Origin of the sequence: Otoolea muris (assembly GCF_943193115.1) — a bacterium.
Classification (GTDB): Bacteria; Bacillota; Clostridia; order Lachnospirales; family Lachnospiraceae; genus Otoolea; species Otoolea muris.
In genome coordinates, this window is the sequence record NZ_CALPCY010000032.1 from 1 (window position 1) to 17,548 (window position 17,548).

Sequence of the window (17,548 nt, forward strand, 5' to 3'; positions counted from 1 at the left end):
CGGATATCCTGCGCATCAGGATCGGATGAACCGGGGACGGCGAAACACTCGCCAGCGAATCCCACTGGTTGTCTGCGATCTCCTCGATGCTTTCTGTCAGGTGGAATGCCTCCCGGTACGGCTGGGTCGGCTGTAAAAGCATGAGATAATCATAGGTATGTCCCATCTCCTTCAGCCGTCCCACCGTATAAACCAGGCTGTCAATCGTCCGGGAGGTATCCCGGGCCAGGCCATCCGGGCGCAGGAAAGGAATCCACGCGCCGTACGCCTCTGCGATCTCTGCGATCCGGGGCGAATCGGTCGATACCACAGTATCATCGATGTAGGCACAATTCCTGGCCGCTAAAACGGAATGCGCGACGAGCGGAATCCCGCATAACGGCAGAATATTTTTGTCCGGGAGCCCCTTGCTTCCCCCTCTGGCCGGAATGACCGCCAGAATGCGTTTATCCTGATACATATGCTTTTCATCCTCCTGAATTTGCTCTCCTTACTGCGCTGATTTCTTTGCAGCATATTTTAAAATATAAAACTCCTCTGTATTTTATAGCTTATAAAAAACAGAATTGTATCGATCATCATTTTAACCATAACTTCTGAAATGAACGGTAAAACCTTAACTCCCCACATGACCAACAGCGCGCTTGCAATCATTTGAAAAAACACCAGAACAAAATATTTTCCTGAAGATACCTTTATTCTCTTCTTACTGGCAAAGACAAATTTATAATTAATTAAATAATTATATACAGCGGAAAATATCCTTGCCATAACGGTTGAAACACCAATATGGAGCATCCCTTTTTCAGAATGAAACAAGTTACAAAACCATACAAACAACAATAAATCCAACACACTTGATGAAAGCGATGAGATAATATATCTGGTAAAAATTCTTCCAAAAATTCTGTATATCTTTATGGAATCCCTGATCGGGTCAAAATGCGTCTTATGATTTTCTTTTGAATCATAAATTGTCTGTATTGGTATTTCATCTATCTTCACTATGCCCTGTGTCTCAATCAACATATTCGTTTCAAATTCAAACCGCTCTCCCGGCACATTCATCAATTTCTCCATAAATTGTTTTGGAATGCCTCTCAGCCCTGTCTGTGTATCAGATACCTTTACATTGCATAAAAAACCGCACACCTTTCTTGTCAGTTCATTTCCAAATCTGCTTTTCCATGGAATATCCCTGTTAAGGAATTTACGGCAGCCAAGAATTAATCTTTCCGGCGCATTGTATAAAGCATCCATGCATCTTTGAATATCTTCCCATGTATGCTGGCCATCTGAATCAGCAGTTATAACTCCGATTGCTTCCGGATAATAATGCAATACGAAATTAAACGCATTTTTTAGCGCTCTCCCCTTTCCAAGATTTACTGCATGTGTTAAAATCGTGCAATCCAATTTATGTACAATATCGAATAAATGTTTATATTTCTCTCCGCTTCCATCGTCTACTATAATGATGATCCCGCTAAAGCTTTTCCGAATCTTTTCAATTAATAATATCAGGCGTTCATCCGGCTCATATGATGGTATTACAATGGGGATTATCTTTTCATTCATAGCCCTGTCCCCCATCAATGACATAATTCCATTATTCCGGTCGCCTTGTCAATTCTATATAGGCATCCCTCCTGAATATCGCCTTTGTTCTCAAACAGATCCGCATACGTTTCTATAAAATACTCATTTAAATGATACAGCGCCAGATAATCATAGTTTTCCAATAAAATCCTCTTAAAATCCGAAACACTAATATCCTTTGACCAAATATCTCCTTCATAAAATGGAGGGCCAAAGCTCCATGTGCGATCCTCAACAAAAACATTCGCAGGTCGTGCATTAAACTTGGTGATCCACCACTGCATCCCATTGGTTTCCTGCGCAACAAAATATATAGTATCACTTCCATCGCAGGTCTTCCGAATCAGATCAGAGAATGGCTGCCAGTTTGCCCTCCATTCAATAGAGCGTTTTACTCTTTTTCGAGCCAGCAAATCACCCGTATAGTTCATTGGTGTAATCAGCAGCACAATTGCAACAATACTAATTGATGAATATAAAAATATCTTTCCATCTTCATTGTGAATTATATATAGCATCCCCCATATAATAACAATCCAAAGAGTATTATATGGCATTGAGATATAACGTTCATAAGAAGCAAGGCCAACGGCCTGCCCTTCCGGGAAATTAGTAATATAGGCAATGCCCATTCCATAGATATAAGTCAATACCTGAATCATTAAAACGATTATGGCATATTTCCTGGCTTTCACATTCCTGACATTTCCTTTATCCGGCGACTGTTTTTTCAAGTAAAAATATATCCATATACATATAATCAGCGCTATACAAAAAAGAACAAAATATGATGTCTCCGTATTGCCTAAAGGGATTCTGTTTTCAAAAAATGCATTTTTAAAATTATCTACGGACTCCTGTCTGTATGTATTATCCCCTCCAGAAAAGAACAGTTTTGTATAATTCGCAAGATCCATTTTTGCGGCAAAAACTCTGCCTGTACCGTCCTTTTTAAGTTTATAATTCCATAATTGTTTTGAAATCAGCGTGCAAAAAAGCGGAACAAATATATAGTAAAATTGTGAAACAGGCACTCTTTTCCGTCTATTTTCACAGATGCCTTGATTATCTCCGAGAAAGATATCATACTTTATAATAATCTCATCAAAAATATAAGCAATTGAAATAAATACTGCAAATAATAATCCTGCATCTTTGGCTAAGACCAAAGAAATACAATCCAATACAATATATGCGTGATAAAGGAAGCCTTTATTTCTGCGGAATAGAATATTGGCAAACCCACAGCCCGAAAGGATTCCAACAAATGGATCGATATATGTTATGGAATAAAACTCGCTGCAGAAAAAAAGTGGCGTAAGCCATACAATTATAGTTATGACTATCATTTCCCGCCATTGTTTTAGAGTCACTTCAGAAAATAATGGCAGAAACATTGCTAATGCAAATATCTGGTACGAAAAATAGTTTCTCCATTCACTAAAGGGCCTGGCAGGGTATATAAGTAAATGGAGCTTCTGGAACAAATATTGCATCAGAGCCATAATTGGGGGATACGATCGAAATTGCGAATGTGATTCTGCATTTGTCACAAAGGTATCCAAATATGTCATTGCTTTCACACAATCCATCCAATGTGTAAATTCATCCCATGAATCGGCCATCTTTCCATAATCAATATAAACCAGTAATGGAATTAAAAATAAAAGGATAATTGTTCCAGGCGTGAATAATTGCCTAATACCCCCCCCCGGCTTCTGAGTATATAAAGCAAAGAATACAAATACATACAAAATGCGATCATAATAATAGCAATCATTCCAGTCTTTAATCTGTCAAAAAGCCCGAATGCGAATAAAAGCAGCGGGATTGACATACAGGCTACAGGAAAGCTGTCCTCAATTTTTTTGTTAAATACAACCTTTCCCCAAACTGCCCCCGAAAACAATATTGCAATAAATAGAATCGTAGATATCATCTCGTCACCTCTCTTTTGCATCATCACAATTGCTCAGGCAAAACCCCTTCTATCCGCATATTTCATCAATTAAATCTACATATTCTTTCAGCATTTGATCAAGGCAGAATTTTTGAAGAAATACTTTCCTTGATCTCATGCCCATTATTTTCAATTCATCTTTTCTTCTATTCAGTTCCTCTATCGCCTTTATAAGTTTTTTCATTCCCGGCTGTATGAGGAGCCCATTTTCCTCTATTAATTCTGAACACCCGCCAACATCTGTAGTCAATATCGGAAGCCCGCATTCAAGAGCTTCCTGAGCGGCTATGGGCAGTCCTTCATCATAACTGTTTGACACATATAAATTACAATTTTTCATATATTCCTTCACATTCTCTTTACTACCTGCCAAAGTCACCTGAGCCTCCAGCTTTTTTTCCCTGATAAATTTTTGGCACTCATTAAAGCCATCTCCCCCTCCAATTACCGTATAGTGGATAGATGAATCCTTAATCTTTGCCAGTGCTTTAATAACACCAATCTGATTTTTTCTTTTTGATACAGTGCCAACGGTAAGCATCTCCAGATGTTTTCCATCACATTCTGACACGATCTTCTCATCCTTGTGACCAATATAAATCGTTCTTGTTTTATCTTTTAATGATGGATGTTTCTTCAGAAATTCCTTTTCTGCAACATGAGAAACAAAAATAATACGTTTCACTTTATTAAGCAATCTCTGTTCTGATCTTATCATTTTTATGGCTTCAGGGCTTCTTCTGAATTTCGGATACCGCTCAAACAACATTTTGAGTGTTTCCCCATTATTATGCATCATAAATACGGTATTTTGTTCTAATGGAAACCTTTCAAAAAAATAAGACATCGTAAAAAAATCGTTAAATAAAAATACGGTTCTGCTGCAATCTGTATCAGAATGCGATGCTGTATATTGATCTACGGTTCTCTTTGCATGATTCAAAATTGACAGTTTAATTAAAAGAGCCGTTCCAGGAACCGTAAACAGCAAGAGCTTCTTAATTAATCGTTTTACCGCAAAAATGATACTCTTTCGATACACGATCTCCTCTTTAAATGCAGCACTGTTTGAATAAATATCAAGATCCACCTGATTCTTATTAAAAAATACTTTATTATCCTCAAACTGTTTTATAAACTTTGCAGAACCATTTAATCCATGAATGTTCTGAAATGAAAAAACTACTAATTTTTTCAACATCCTTTTCTCATATCCTTTTTAAAAAATTTGTCCTGGATAAAATATTTTTGAATTCCTCTCTCTTCCGATAAAGCAAATAATAATTAAGGCTTACAGCAACCAAAATGAACATGCCCTTTAAAATCCAGTTAAACCAATTATCTGCATTAATCACGAGTGAAAGCAAATATATTTCACACATTATTATAATGTTAAATATTATATTTTTAAAATAACTAATAAAATAGTATATAGATGATCTTCCGAAATAGTTGCTGTATAATAGCTTGGGCTCATACCAAAAATATGTAAATAAACGACATAGAATTGATGCAATAATAACCCCGGACACTCCCATCATCTTACCCAGGATAATTGACAATATTACATTAAGGCCTGCTGCAATCAGCATTATATACTTCGTTTTCATATACAATCCACTCGCCTCCCGAAATGTCCATAGAGGCTGAAATGATGTGCCCAGATACAGATCCCATGCTACAGCCGACATTACTAAACCCTCTAATACATACTGCTCTCCCAGCCAAAGTTTGATAAAATCCTGGGCAAGGAATAAAAAGCCGATCAATGTCACAGAAGATAAATAATAGCTGATCACCTGTATCTCCCTGAAAACCTCATATCTTCGCTCATATGATCCATTCACAATCAGATTTCCAATCCCGGCAGTAAATGAGCCAAAAACAATTGATATAATAACGCTTATATTGGTACTGATAATTAAATAATTCGTATAATAGGCAAGAATTACTGTCCCGCATATACTGGATATACATATACTGTCTATGGAATTCATAAACGTTCCTGATATCTTGTATAAAAATACGGATTTAAAATTGTTATATATCTCTTTTTTATACTCGCCCTTTATCCTGCTCTTTGTTTTGATAAAAGGATATATTTCATCGGCCTTTCTGGAAATCCATATATTATTTACCAATACAAATATTAATTGAATAATAAGATAAACCGTATAGTTTTTAGTCATAATCACCAAAAGAATCTGTAATAAAGTCTTAATGATATTGGTAATCAGAGCGACATTATTTACAATATGATTTTTTTGATCCGCTGTTATAATCGTTGCTTTATAGACAAACAAATAAGATACCGTTGTCTGCAAAAGAAACAGAATATAATAGATTTCCAGGTGTCGTATATCGTGATCCAAATGGACGATATCATTAAGAAACGGGATAAGGCTTAACCCAATGACAAAAATCACTGCTGCAACTATATTATAAATTTTCTTATAAATGTGAATCAGCGCTGAAATTTCCTCACAATTGTTTTCTGCCAGCGGCCTGTACAGACTATATCCCATTGCAATTCCAAACCCAAGATCTGCCAGCGATAATATGGACAGGATATTAGAAAATAAGCTGCTGATTCCCAGATATTCAATACCGATATAAGTAATAAAAATTTTGCGGCTGATAAAAACAAGGATCAGTGAAATCAGTTTGTTTCCCATCCCGCTAAAAAGGTTCTTAATTGAATTTAATGTGCGGCTATTATCCATTTTGTATCACTGCCTGAATTTCTTTCACAAGTTTCTCTTTTTGCTTTTGTAAAAAAATGTTGCTTATCTTTAATTCTCTTCCATTTTTTTCCAGATGGCTTAGGTTTTTAAATAGAAATGCCCTCTTATCTACAGGATAAAATTCCACGGGTATCCCAAATTGGAGCGCTATTACCGTCGCGTGTACCAAATCTGTATAAACTTTACGCGCGTTCGCGTATAATGATATATAATCATAAGGTGAATCCGAAATCATCAGATGGTTTCTCATCTTTCCCAGATGAAAATCATATTGAAAGTGATCCGGGCGAATGATCGTTGTATCCCAATTTGCATCCTTATAGCCTGCAGGTTCTTTTGAGCGGTTAAACGTTACAATATCATAATCCTTCTTCGCCATCCCCTTTAAATTTCCAACTGCATCTGTTACCCAAAAACCACAATCCAGTCCGTTAATACAGTTAAAATTGTCCTTATAAGAATGGAATGTCTCTTCATCTCTCGTCATGATCAAATAAGGTTTTACCTGTTTTAAATATTTTGTAAAAATTTCAACCTCTTTCCTGTCATAATGAAGGCCGCCCAGTCCCAAAAAAATCACTTTCATTCCCTGCTTTGCAAGCTCCATGACGGCATTGGAAGCGCTCGTTTTTAAAAAAGCTTCACAGGCAAACATGCCGGACAGGATAAGGTATTCGGTATCATACAAACTAAATAAATCCATTGCTTTACAACTGTATTTATTTTTAAACCATCCTGGAAAAAACTGTTTTACATACAAGCCTTTTATGCTCTTTATATTCTTATTTTTTTCAATATACCACTCAGTCATATCAGTCGCAAAGACCATCCTGACAGGGCTTCCAAATATCTGTTTAATAAGTACATGCGAGCCCAAATCAATAAAAGCTTCCCCAACATTCGTAAACCAGCAATTATTGAAATACATGACCGTAGCTGTCTTCTGACTTAAATCCGCAGGCATCTCCATCTCCCCTAAGATAATCCACTTTATAGTAACAACATGATATTCAATCTATTTAAGATTCTCCATCTTTCGTTTCCAATCATACGCATCAAGAAAATATTTGACAGCCCAGCTAATTTCCTCGTCCGGGAAATAGTACGGGCGATATCGCCCCGGGAGATATTTCTGTATTTTATTTGTCGGATAGCTGCCGTACCAGCCTCCCGATTCATTTTGAAGAGCGCATGCATAGCCAAATGTCTTATCACCGCGCTCCTTGTCTCCCAGCTTGTACCATACAAGCGCTAACTGAAAACAGCCTGTTGAGCATGTCCAGGGCACATTATTTAAACCAGTTATCATTCCGTCCGTATGCTGTTCCTGTTCCATCTTTTTCATGGATTCTTTTACAATATCTATTTCTCCGACATCCCACAACCCCTCCATAACATAGGCATAGAAATGTGACAGCATATTAAAATTCACAATCCGTTCTCTATGATGTGTGATATAATATCGGATGATCTTCCTGGATTTTTCGATGTAATCTTCTCTCTCAAAGAGCTTCCCTGCGTCCAATAACGGTGAAATACAGTATAAATGGATCATTTCAGAGCAAAAGGAATCACGTCCCCATGAACTTTTATCCGGTGTTGTTAATTGCCCCGTCTCTATCACATTGCCCAAAATCCAATCGCAGCCTTTTATTATATTCTCCTCCACTGACGGCATATATCTGTAAATCGCGATAAGCCCCTTAAGAATCTGCGCGCTGTCAAATACATATGGAGCTTTATCATCAGAATCATACCACGAACCATCCTCTTTTTGAATTGACACAAGCCATTTGGCATATTGGCTGGCCAAATCTTCTTTTTTCCAATTTAAAAGAGTAGGAATGTAATATCCTGTCACTTCCGGATATGATATGGTCTTTTTCGATGTTACGCATATCCCGGCTCCACTGTTTGTATGTGAATCGATCCATTTAAAAGCTAATTCTAGTGTTTTCTGATAATCCATCATTTTTCCTCTTCCTGGTTAATCCATTTCATTTAGTGAACAAACCCCATTTTTCCGTTTACTAAACGTTTTTTCATATCTTCCTTTTTTTCTGTCCGGACACCTTCTCTTATGGTATATTCATCCCCAAAAATCACATCGCCGGAAATCTTTGACCTCATCTCATTTATGTAGACATCTGTCTGCTTAAGCAGCCTTGCAGGATTTCCGGCTGCTACCATGTTATCCGGTATACTTTTTGTCACCACAGAACCGGCTCCAACAATAACATTGTTCCCGATATGCACTCCGGGCAGTATGACTGATCTTGCGCCAATAAAAACATTGTCGCCTATCATAACCTTTGAAATTTTCGTATAATCTAAATATCTCTTTGTACTTGCATCATGAGCCAGGACATACACCCCCCCCCGCAAGAGTTACATCATTCCCAATTTCAATCAGCCAACAATGTGGAGGATCCAGAAACACTCCCGGCTGTATATTACAATTCTCTCCTATCTTTAAACCAGAATTAATAAGCCCCATCCATTCCCTTTCTCTGATTCTATTTATAAAAAATCGATATATTTTTCCTGAAAAGCTCATATCATTCCTCCACAAACTATATCTTCCTACTTCGTAAATATCCATGCTGAAAACAGGCCATCTCTTTTATGATCCATTTCATATTCAATATTTTCCTTTATTTCTAAATCACATCCCATTTCCTCCGACAAGCGTATCATCTGAGTATCTTCAAACCACTGTTCTCCATCTGCCAGCCGTAGTTTTCCTAATAACTTTACATTTTTATCAATTACAATAAGTTTACCACCTTTTTTCACAATTCTAATCAGCTCATTTAACGCGTTACTTACATGATAGCAATGCTCAAGTGTTTCACATGTATAAACACAATCAAACATATTATCTGGATATGGCATATCTGTCAGCGATCCATATTTCCATTTAATACCCTCAAAATTTTTATGTTTCCGATTTACATCCGATATGTCACAAGCATTTAGATCAACAGTCGGAAACGCATGCTTTAAGTGAAAAAGGTATCGTCCCTTTCCAGCTCCGGCATCCAAAATTCTGATACCGCCCTCTGCAGAATTGCAGATTCTATGAATGATTTCTTTTATCACAAGAAGCCTTCCATCATCCTCTCCCATAGAATCAAGAAACGTTGGAGAAAACCTTTTCATATCTGTTCTGTTTTTATATGTCAGAGCGTCCAGAAACTCTTTCACACTCTCTTTTTGCTCTGTTCTGGGTGCAAAAAGGAAACGTAAGCCCTGCGTTTCCCGGTTTGAAATATTCCATAAGCCATTTTTATTTTGTAATCCACATACAAAACAAAATATTTCTTTCCCTTTCTCATATTCTTCACATAAATATAATAGCCTGAACAAAATAAACATTTCTGAAGGCAGCAATTTGTTCTTTGAAAACCGTATTTTCAACAGCTTTTTCCTAAAACCCTTTACAAAAGTATTACTTTCTTCCCCACTTTGCAACAGAACATTCCCCAAACGTAAAAGCAAATATATGTCATCCGGATATGTTTCAATACAATCCAATATTTTTTTCTTTATACTTTCATAGCCTTCCTCTATTTTTTCTTCTGTTTTTTTATCAATAATATCCATTTTTCTCAAATACATGTATGTTTCCAGTACATCTATTAACTCTTTTCCATCTATATCCTCTGATTTAATTTCATTTATTAACTTAGACAGTTCTCTGACAACTACTTCTATAGCATAATTGTATTTTCCAGAACATACATTTAAACGTTTTACCCCCCCCCTAGCTTAGCCATCATTTCAATACGATTAACTGTATTATTCACACTCCGGAAAAAATCCTGTTTTTCTAATAAACGGTCTATTATCTGGCCCGCCTCTCTCTTATATCCCCAGTCAAGTAATACCGAAAGCATCGAACACCAAAATGGTAAATCATCAACACCATTAAATTCCTTGATTTTATTTTGCAGCCAGCTATCACATTTTATAAAAACATTCAAATAATTAAACTTTTTCATATTCTTTTCCTTTTAAGCATTTCTATTATTTTTTTATCTATATAACAGTTTAGTCTTGCAGCTTTTCCCACTCTGTTATATTCCTCACGATCCCTTTCCTTCAGTAATTTCAAAGTCTCCTTTAATTTTTGACGTTCTCCATTCAAGTAATATTGTTCCGCAAGTTGTACCCTGATTTTATTTTTATCCGCATCTTTCACATTATAGTTCGCCAGGTATGACTCTAATAGTCTGATTCTTCTTAACCTTATATCCTCCTGCCTTGTCCCGGTCAGGCTATTATTATGTACCCTGTATTGATAAAGCTTATCCGGTATAAATTTCATTTTATATTGAACAGCAATTCTCATCCAATATTCATAGTCTTCAACTAAAAAAAAGGATGTATCATATCCCCCTAATACATCATATATTTCTCTTTTATACAGAAAGCAGGCGCCAATGGAATTTGAATACCAAATATCTTCGCCCAGATGATCGGTTATATCAATCATTTCTCCATTTTCATCAATATATTCCATACCAGAATAAACAAAATCCGCTCCATCTGATATATTTTTCATCAAAATGGCAAGAGCATCTCTCTTCAATATGTTATCATCAGAAGTCCATGTTAAAAACTGGCCTGTGCTGTTTTTAAAGCCCTCATTCAGAGATGCAGGAAGTTTCATGTTTACTTCATTATTAATTATACGGATCCTGGAATCCTGATGTGAATATCCCCGAACAATTTCAGAAGTTTGATCCGTTGAGCAATCATTCACAACAATCAATTCTAAATCCTGATAAGATTGTCCTAAAATACTTTCGATCGCTTTTGACAAAAATTTCTCACCGTTATAAACTGGCAAAATAACCGATACCATTGTTTCAACACCGCCTAACTTTCATATATCTTTAACAACCTCTTAATACATTGCTGTAAGTCATATCTTTTATAGTCAATATCAGCAATGCGTCTATGTATGCTGATAATTTTTCTTGCCCAATATACAGCATCCCTATCAAGACTAATTTTTTCTGTTTTATTACTAATGATCGCATCATCTGTAATATTGTCTGATATGACGCAATCCAATCCGGCCGCCTGAGCCTCTATTAATGCTACAGGTATGCCTTCAAATAAAGATGGCATTAAAAATACATTTATTACTTTTAACAGCTCTGGAATATCACTTCTCACTCCTGCAAATATTACTTTTTCCTGTATGTTATATTTTTCTGCCTTGCGCCGTATATCGCCCTCTAAGGAGCCTGTTCCTATCAGAAGCAGAACCGCGTCATCCTTTTTTTTCACAACCTCCCTAAAAATATCCAGCATAAATACATGATTTTTAGCAGATTCAAATCTACCAATATTCCCAATGACAAACTTATCTTTAATTTGCAGCTCTTTTTTTACTTCTCCTGGTTTTGCATCCTTAAATTTATCTATATCAATTCCATTGCGAACTATATAAATGTTTTTCTTACCAAATATCGTCGCAAGATTCTTATAATGTTTTTCACTCAGGGCAATGATTCTCATATTATGCTTATCATGAAGCCATCGGGCAAATAATAAATTAACCTTAGAATGAAACACAATTTTACTTTCATTATGCGCCGTAAAAATCAGTTTTGTATCCCATCTTCTCCAGGGCATCCATACAAATGCTCTGAATAACTCCGAATGAATATGAAAAATATCAGGGCGCAATTTATCTAAAACTTTATACAAAACTATCATAGACTTTATCTGGCGTTCAAAACGCAGAGCCATACCATTCCGTTTATTGCGTAATTGGTACAGCTCTCCTATATAAATTGTTTTTATATGGTTCTCCTTAAGTTCTTTCTCAAAAATGGAATTTGTTTTTGGCGTATAAACAATTACTATTACCTCATGGCCTGACTTTTGGAGAGCATAAGCATACTTCTTTACTATATCCTGCGCTCCGCCTATTTCCATTCTTAAAATAAACTCCGCTATTTTCATTAATACCCTCCAAAGTATATATTGATGATCGGACAATCTCTGATTCTACAAAAATATTTCATATGGAAGATACATATTTCCGGCTGAATGGTAAACGGAATTATACAGGGTTGCCAATGATAATGCCGAAAAAATAATATAATAGATTATATTTAACACCCTTTTTCTCTTTCCACTAACCATCTCACAGAAAACAAACATCTGGCATGAATACAGATAAGCAGAGCCTCTGGTACTCATAATTGGCATAAAAGAAAAAATAATCATCTCTATAAGAGATATATAATATGCGTTTATATATAACCATGTATTTTCTGAAATCTCTCTAGCCCCAGCAATTATTCCCGCATCTCCAAAACAAAGCTTTGGATGTTTAAACGCTTCTAAAAACAGCAACAGAATTAAAATCCGTTTTATATATGGGGCTAATCTCAAAACAAAGCCTTCACTTTGTGAAAAATACACATCAAGCTTATGTGAAATATACGCATTATTTAAAATATCTGATATTATCTTTAACAATGTCGGTATATTTCCCAAAAGCGCAACCATAAAGCTGAATAGTAATACCATATAATATGTTCTTCGTGTAAACTCTCTGTTCCCTACAAAATATAATGGTATCGCCATTACCGCGGTGATATGGAACATCATCGCAATCCCCATATACATCATAAATTTTAATAAGTTCCGCTTTCTGATGGACGGAAAAGAAAGATAAATAATTGCGATCGCCAGCCCTTCTCTCATGATCCCCATATCATAAAATACAAAAACAGAGGAAAAATAAAACAGCAATAAAGCATATTTGTTTTTTATACCAAGTTCATTTGAACTGTACACTTTAATGCCGGCTCCGGCAATTGCTGTAAGCATCAGCAGGCACTGAAAGTTCGGAGCCAGAAGATTTAACAAGGCATATCCATATTCGACATTATAAAGCCCAAAGCTGTCTAATACCGAAATCAGGTTTTCCCATATTTGCCCATGGATTCTCTCATATACCAGCGTATCCAAACCGATAGCGCTGTCGCGGGCGCCGGCAAAAAGAATGATTCCCATTAATAAAATTGCAAAGGGCAGATATCCCCGTTTTACCTGACAGCGCTCATTACATAAAACCTCTGCCAGCCCAAAAAGAAATAGTATAAAAAAAATTATTAAATAGATCATTTTCTTTCCTAAAGCTTAAAAGCCTAATTGCCTTATAATATCGTAACGGTTTTGTTCATATATCTTCCTGATATAAGCAGGTTTCCTGATTTCAGATAATCCCCAGTATCGATCAATATATCTGTATTGCTGTTCATAGCTGCATTGTGTTTCCATTGAAAAATATTTCATCAATTCTTTTTCATACCGGGCAATATAGGAAGTCTTTCCTGTTACCTCTTCAGGGATATCAACAATGATGTCTTTTTTCAGGTAAAAAGAGTATCCTATCGAAGATGAAAGGGATGTATATATTATCTTATCTGACAATTGAAGAATCGATTTCAGCCTTTTCACAAACAACGGATCCAATTTAAATCCGGCTGTAACGAGCTTAAACCGCGCCCTGTCAACTGACTTAATCAGCTCTTTCGTTAAATCCTTCCAAAACACACATACCATAACTGTATCAACGGAATCCCCTGATCTCTTTAAATACTTCTCCAAAATACATTCCATATCAAAATTTACATTAGCGTATTCTGTAGAATGCGGCAAAAACAGCAATACGGTTTTACCAAGCTTCTTTTTTATTTCATCCTCCTCGGTTTTAGAATATATGGGATCTGCATAGTGGATATACGGACCAATATAATAAGCCTTTTTATGGTTCTTAATACGCTTCCATCCCTGTGCCTTATACCTTCCCTGAAAGATATAAGAATGTCTTATATTATAGCGTTCCCTGTCATATCGCTGCCCATAAGAAATGCCATGCTCCAGCAGTGGAAAATAAAACATTTGTCCTGCCGGAATTCCTGCATATGCCATGATCTGTTCAGCATACCCGTACAACGTATTTTCACTGAATGCACGTTTAAATGTATAGGAGGTTCCGTATAAGCCCGCTGGCACCCCTTTCATCTTTTCTACAAATTCATCTACAGCAAAAACAGATTTGATATTACCTAATTCTGATACAAACTGCTGCATTTCCCTATTGTAAGTTCTGCCAATCATCTTTCTTATAAAATCATCCACATACCAGTTTGTCTGAAGGATATTCCTCATTTGTGTATATCCAATCATATTAATACCTTTCCAATCCAGTTCACGCGATTCTCTGCAGTTCTTATATCATGGTTCCCATAGAAGAAAACATCCCGCTGAAAATGTTCATCGCCTTTTCTTTAAAAACTCCTTCTGTCAATTTATCTTCAAAAAATGCCCTTGCATTTCTTCTATAGGCTGCATTCTCCGTCAATACATAATAGCTGCCATTTTCTTTTCCTAATATCTGGTCATTATAATTTATTCCTATTCTATATTTTTTCACGGCCTCCCATGTATCTCCCCGGATATTATTAATAACAGGGAGGCCAAATTCCAAATAATCTACGCTCTTCATTGTCAGACCCACGCAAACCGACGCCTTCATAATATTCAATCCATAATGGCAGGAATCAAAAATCTTCTGTTTTTGGTGCCGATCATATAATTTTCCATGAAAGAAAACCTCCGCACCGGCGGCTATGGCCTCTCGTATAAGAATTTCTCTTCTTTCCCCATCTCCAATTATATGGAGAATAACAGGCCGTATAATCGCGCATTTTTTTACTATATCTGCAATTGTTTTAATATCAATAATGTTATTAATTGAACCTAAATAACATAAAGCAAATCTATCCTCGGGTAAATGCAATTCGGAGATATAGGGGATTAACGGCCTTGCCAGATACAATGTCTGAACGGTTCTTTCTTTCAATACATGTCTAAGTACATGCTTATATAAATTGCATTCTGTCACAATGCAATCAGCATTGCCCAAGTTTTTGTCTCTCAGAAACTTCCAGCAGTTAAGCGGCCACCATCTCTCTGCATTTTTTACCGGCAATGTTTCCGGCCAGAGATCGATTATATCAAATACCATTTTAATATCCGGATGCCGCCTTTTTAACTTAGATGCATCCTTCACAAGTGTATTCGGAGGAATAAACACCCATAGCAAATCAATCTGTTCTGCATGAATCTCTATAAACTGAAATAAATCCGTACTTAGCTGTATATGACTGTGCAGTCTTTTTAGAGATACATTTTTCACATATGGCTCAGCAGAGAAAAATATATACCCGGCCTTTTGCTCGATCCTTCTGCTCTTTTCTATATGACGATAATCAGACGTTAAAATCCTGACATTATTTCCACTCTCTGAAAATACTTTATACAGCAACTCAGCCCTATGCTCATATGTGTCAAAGCAGTTTATAATACATACATTCATTTTGCTTATCCCTCTGTCTCTATAATAGATTCTCTAAGATCATAAAGCTGATATTCCAAACCCGTATATGCAGAAAGCTTGTGACTGTAGACACAGTTTCCAAACGCCTTATTGATTAAGAGCCCCACCCTTCCGGGAAGATAAGAACCCATTATTACCGCCGGAGTAAGAAGTTTTGATGTATAAACGGGCTTGTGAACCGTAATGCCGATTTCCCTGACGAGCTGGCCTGTGTTGGCATATTCTCTGTTTTGTGGAAAAAATATACCGCCATCACCCGATAAAATAAGCTGGCACAAAAATTCACTAAGGTTATCTATATAAAGAATTGACCGATTGTTGTTTACCACGGGAAAGATTGATATTCTTTTCGCTATTCTCGCCAACGCCGGATAATTCCCCTTACTTCCCTTTCCATAAATCATCGGCGCGCGCAGGACCGCAACATGAAACACATTGCTTCCCAATTCCCTCACCCCTTTATCCGCCCGCCATTTGGAATCTCCGTAAAAATTAGCTGGCCCCGGAACCGTATGCTCATCAATCACCCTTTTCTTCCCGTACCGTCCCGCTTCCCCGTACACGATCATCGAGCTCATAAACACAAACTGCTTAACGCCCGATTCCTTTGCTTTCCTCGCCGCTTCAACAGCCAGGTCTGTATTTACCGCATAATACCTCCTCTTTACCTCTTCCGAAACCCGGCCGACATCCGCGTGTGCGATCCCCGCCACATGGAACACTGTGTCATACGAAGAAAAATCAAACTTCCTCCAGTCATCCCCCGTAACATCGAGTGCGTCGATCTGAAAATTTCCGCCGTAATGTTCCCTGGCATACGCTTCAAAGCGATTCCCGATATAGCTGTCCGCTCCCGTAATCAAAACGCGGCGAAACTCATGTCCGTCTATATGAAAGCTCTTCAAATACCCATAATCGTCAAATCCCGCTTCCTCTGCTGTGACAGTCGAAATCATCATATCCGCTGCCTTATCTAACCTTCCCGTCCCCCCTTCCACCACGCCGTCGCCCCTCAGCACGCCTGCAATAGTGCCAAAAAAACACCGCGCATCCACACAGATTCCGCTTATGCTGCCCCCATGCAGCCGCTTCGTATATTCCCCGTCCAGCCGCGCCTTCTCCGCAATCTCCAGCTCATCCCGCCCATTGATCTGCGCCAGCCCCGTAAGCCCCGGCATGATATCATTCGCCCCATACCGCTCCCTCTCTTCCACCAGATCCTCCTGATTCCACAGCGCCGGCCTAGGGCCAATGATGCTCATCCGCCCCCTGAAAATATCCCAGATCTGCGGCAGCTCATCCAGCGAATACTTTCTCAGAACCTTCCCGACTCTAGTAATATACTTCTCAGGATGCTCCAACTGATGGGTCGGGACATCATGCGGCGCGGACATTTTCATCGTCCTGAATTTATGGATCGTAATGATTGTCTTCCCTTTTCCGATGCGCCTCTGTGTAAACATCACGCTTCCCGGATCATCTATCACGATGGCAAGGGAAATCAGCCCGAAAAGCGGGGCCAGCGCGATCAGTCCCAGAAAGGACAGCGCCGTGTCGATTCCCCGCTTCCCTATCCGCTCATAAAAGGACGCCTTTCTCCCCATATTGTTTCTCCCGCCACGTCTTTTGCCGATCGCACACAGGATAGCAACCCCTGCGGCAAGCAGCCCCGCGCCGATCCATCGTTTCCCGTGTCCCAACGTATTTTTACACATATTTCCCATATTCTGATCCGCTCTGAACATACACCCCAACACCTCTCTGCAGCCCATTTCCTGCCAAAATCCAACAAAAAAGAGCCCGATTCCT

General features: G+C 37.8%; 16 protein-coding genes. All 16 read right to left on the reverse strand.

Going from position 1 to position 17,548, the window contains the following annotated elements; translation table 11 throughout:
• Nucleotides 1–460 (reverse strand): acylneuraminate cytidylyltransferase family protein (locus tag NFS31_RS17145; RefSeq protein WP_251497663.1); only part of this gene is annotated, 460 nt, incomplete at its 3' end.
• Nucleotides 461–519: 59 nt separating this feature from the next.
• Complete coding sequence (locus NFS31_RS17150; protein ID WP_251497666.1) at nucleotides 520–1,578, reverse strand: glycosyltransferase; 1,059 nt, start codon at nucleotides 1,576–1,578, stop codon at nucleotides 520–522.
• Nucleotides 1,579–1,592: 14 nt separating this feature from the next.
• Nucleotides 1,593–3,353, reverse strand: a complete 1,761-nt coding sequence (locus tag NFS31_RS17155; RefSeq protein WP_251497669.1) for a hypothetical protein — start codon at nucleotides 3,351–3,353, stop codon at nucleotides 1,593–1,595.
• Between the two features lie 234 nt (nucleotides 3,354–3,587).
• A complete protein-coding gene (locus NFS31_RS17160) occupies nucleotides 3,588–4,760 on the reverse strand; it encodes a glycosyltransferase family 4 protein (protein WP_251497672.1) in 1,173 nt (390 codons plus the stop codon).
• A gap of 7 nt (nucleotides 4,761–4,767) precedes the next feature.
• Entirely contained in the window at nucleotides 4,768–6,282 is a 1,515-nt protein-coding gene (locus tag NFS31_RS17165; protein WP_251497675.1) for a lipopolysaccharide biosynthesis protein, read from the reverse strand.
• Nucleotides 6,275–7,267, reverse strand: a complete 993-nt coding sequence (locus NFS31_RS17170) for a polysaccharide pyruvyl transferase family protein (RefSeq protein WP_251497677.1) — start codon at nucleotides 7,265–7,267, stop codon at nucleotides 6,275–6,277. Before NFS31_RS17170 ends, NFS31_RS17165 begins: the two co-directional genes overlap by 8 nt.
• A 51-nt stretch (nucleotides 7,268–7,318) precedes the next feature.
• Nucleotides 7,319–8,275 carry a prenyltransferase/squalene oxidase repeat-containing protein gene (locus tag NFS31_RS17175; RefSeq protein ID WP_251497679.1) on the reverse strand — a complete coding sequence of 319 codons (957 nt, stop codon included), beginning with the start codon at nucleotides 8,273–8,275 and terminating at the stop codon, nucleotides 7,319–7,321.
• Between the two features lie 29 nt (nucleotides 8,276–8,304).
• Nucleotides 8,305–8,676, reverse strand: coding sequence for a DapH/DapD/GlmU-related protein (locus NFS31_RS27140; protein WP_331482730.1), 372 nt, complete (start codon nucleotides 8,674–8,676; stop codon nucleotides 8,305–8,307).
• A 210-nt stretch (nucleotides 8,677–8,886) separates the two neighbouring features.
• The gene (locus tag NFS31_RS17185; RefSeq protein WP_251497681.1) at nucleotides 8,887–9,924 is read right to left on the reverse strand and encodes a class I SAM-dependent methyltransferase; all 1,038 of its coding nucleotides are present in this window, start codon (nucleotides 9,922–9,924) and stop codon (nucleotides 8,887–8,889) included.
• A 134-nt stretch (nucleotides 9,925–10,058) separates the two neighbouring features.
• Nucleotides 10,059–10,307, reverse strand: a complete 249-nt coding sequence (locus NFS31_RS17190; RefSeq protein ID WP_251497683.1) for a hypothetical protein — start codon at nucleotides 10,305–10,307, stop codon at nucleotides 10,059–10,061.
• Nucleotides 10,304–11,173 (reverse strand): glycosyltransferase family 2 protein, encoded by an 870-nt coding sequence (locus NFS31_RS17195; RefSeq protein ID WP_251497685.1) that lies wholly within the window; start codon nucleotides 11,171–11,173, stop codon nucleotides 10,304–10,306. The genes NFS31_RS17190 and NFS31_RS17195 overlap by 4 nt, the downstream gene beginning before the upstream one ends.
• 14 nt (nucleotides 11,174–11,187) lie before the next feature.
• Nucleotides 11,188–12,285 carry a glycosyltransferase gene (locus NFS31_RS17200; protein ID WP_251497687.1) on the reverse strand — a complete coding sequence of 366 codons (1,098 nt, stop codon included), beginning with the start codon at nucleotides 12,283–12,285 and terminating at the stop codon, nucleotides 11,188–11,190.
• Between the two features lie 45 nt (nucleotides 12,286–12,330).
• Complete coding sequence (locus NFS31_RS17205; protein WP_251497689.1) at nucleotides 12,331–13,458, reverse strand: EpsG family protein; 1,128 nt, start codon at nucleotides 13,456–13,458, stop codon at nucleotides 12,331–12,333.
• Nucleotides 13,459–13,473: 15 nt separating this feature from the next.
• Complete coding sequence (locus tag NFS31_RS17210) at nucleotides 13,474–14,526, reverse strand: hypothetical protein (RefSeq protein ID WP_251497692.1); 1,053 nt, start codon at nucleotides 14,524–14,526, stop codon at nucleotides 13,474–13,476.
• Nucleotides 14,527–14,569: 43 nt separating this feature from the next.
• Nucleotides 14,570–15,718: a glycosyltransferase family protein gene (locus NFS31_RS17215; protein WP_251497695.1), complete on the reverse strand. Its 1,149-nt coding sequence runs from the start codon at nucleotides 15,716–15,718 to the stop codon at nucleotides 14,570–14,572.
• A gap of 5 nt (nucleotides 15,719–15,723) precedes the next feature.
• Nucleotides 15,724–17,484 carry a sugar transferase gene (locus NFS31_RS17220; RefSeq protein ID WP_251497701.1) on the reverse strand — a complete coding sequence of 587 codons (1,761 nt, stop codon included), beginning with the start codon at nucleotides 17,482–17,484 and terminating at the stop codon, nucleotides 15,724–15,726.
• Nucleotides 17,485–17,548: the final 64 nt, after the last annotated feature.

Bases quoted from the DNA above. Each gene is read 5' to 3' on its own strand.
- NFS31_RS17150 (WP_251497666.1), bottom strand. From the start codon at position 1,578: ATGAATGAAAAGATAATCCCCATTGTAATACCATCATATGAGCCGGAT.
- NFS31_RS17160 (WP_251497672.1), bottom strand. From the start codon at position 4,760: ATGTTGAAAAAATTAGTAGTTTTTTCATTTCAGAACATTCATGGATTA.
- NFS31_RS17165 (WP_251497675.1), bottom strand. From the start codon at position 6,282: ATGGATAATAGCCGCACATTAAATTCAATTAAGAACCTTTTTAGCGGG.
- NFS31_RS17170 (WP_251497677.1), bottom strand. From the start codon at position 7,267: ATGCCTGCGGATTTAAGTCAGAAGACAGCTACGGTCATGTATTTCAAT.
- NFS31_RS17175 (WP_251497679.1), bottom strand. From the start codon at position 8,275: ATGATGGATTATCAGAAAACACTAGAATTAGCTTTTAAATGGATCGAT.
- NFS31_RS17185 (WP_251497681.1), bottom strand. From the start codon at position 9,924: ATGTATTTGAGAAAAATGGATATTATTGATAAAAAAACAGAAGAAAAA.
- NFS31_RS17190 (WP_251497683.1), bottom strand. From the start codon at position 10,307: ATGAAAAAGTTTAATTATTTGAATGTTTTTATAAAATGTGATAGCTGG.
- NFS31_RS17195 (WP_251497685.1), bottom strand. From the start codon at position 11,173: ATGGTATCGGTTATTTTGCCAGTTTATAACGGTGAGAAATTTTTGTCA.
- NFS31_RS17200 (WP_251497687.1), bottom strand. From the start codon at position 12,285: ATGAAAATAGCGGAGTTTATTTTAAGAATGGAAATAGGCGGAGCGCAG.
- NFS31_RS17205 (WP_251497689.1), bottom strand. From the start codon at position 13,458: ATGATCTATTTAATAATTTTTTTTATACTATTTCTTTTTGGGCTGGCA.
- NFS31_RS17210 (WP_251497692.1), bottom strand. From the start codon at position 14,526: ATGATTGGATATACACAAATGAGGAATATCCTTCAGACAAACTGGTAT.
- NFS31_RS17215 (WP_251497695.1), bottom strand. From the start codon at position 15,718: ATGAATGTATGTATTATAAACTGCTTTGACACATATGAGCATAGGGCT.
- NFS31_RS17220 (WP_251497701.1), bottom strand. From the start codon at position 17,484: ATGTTCAGAGCGGATCAGAATATGGGAAATATGTGTAAAAATACGTTG.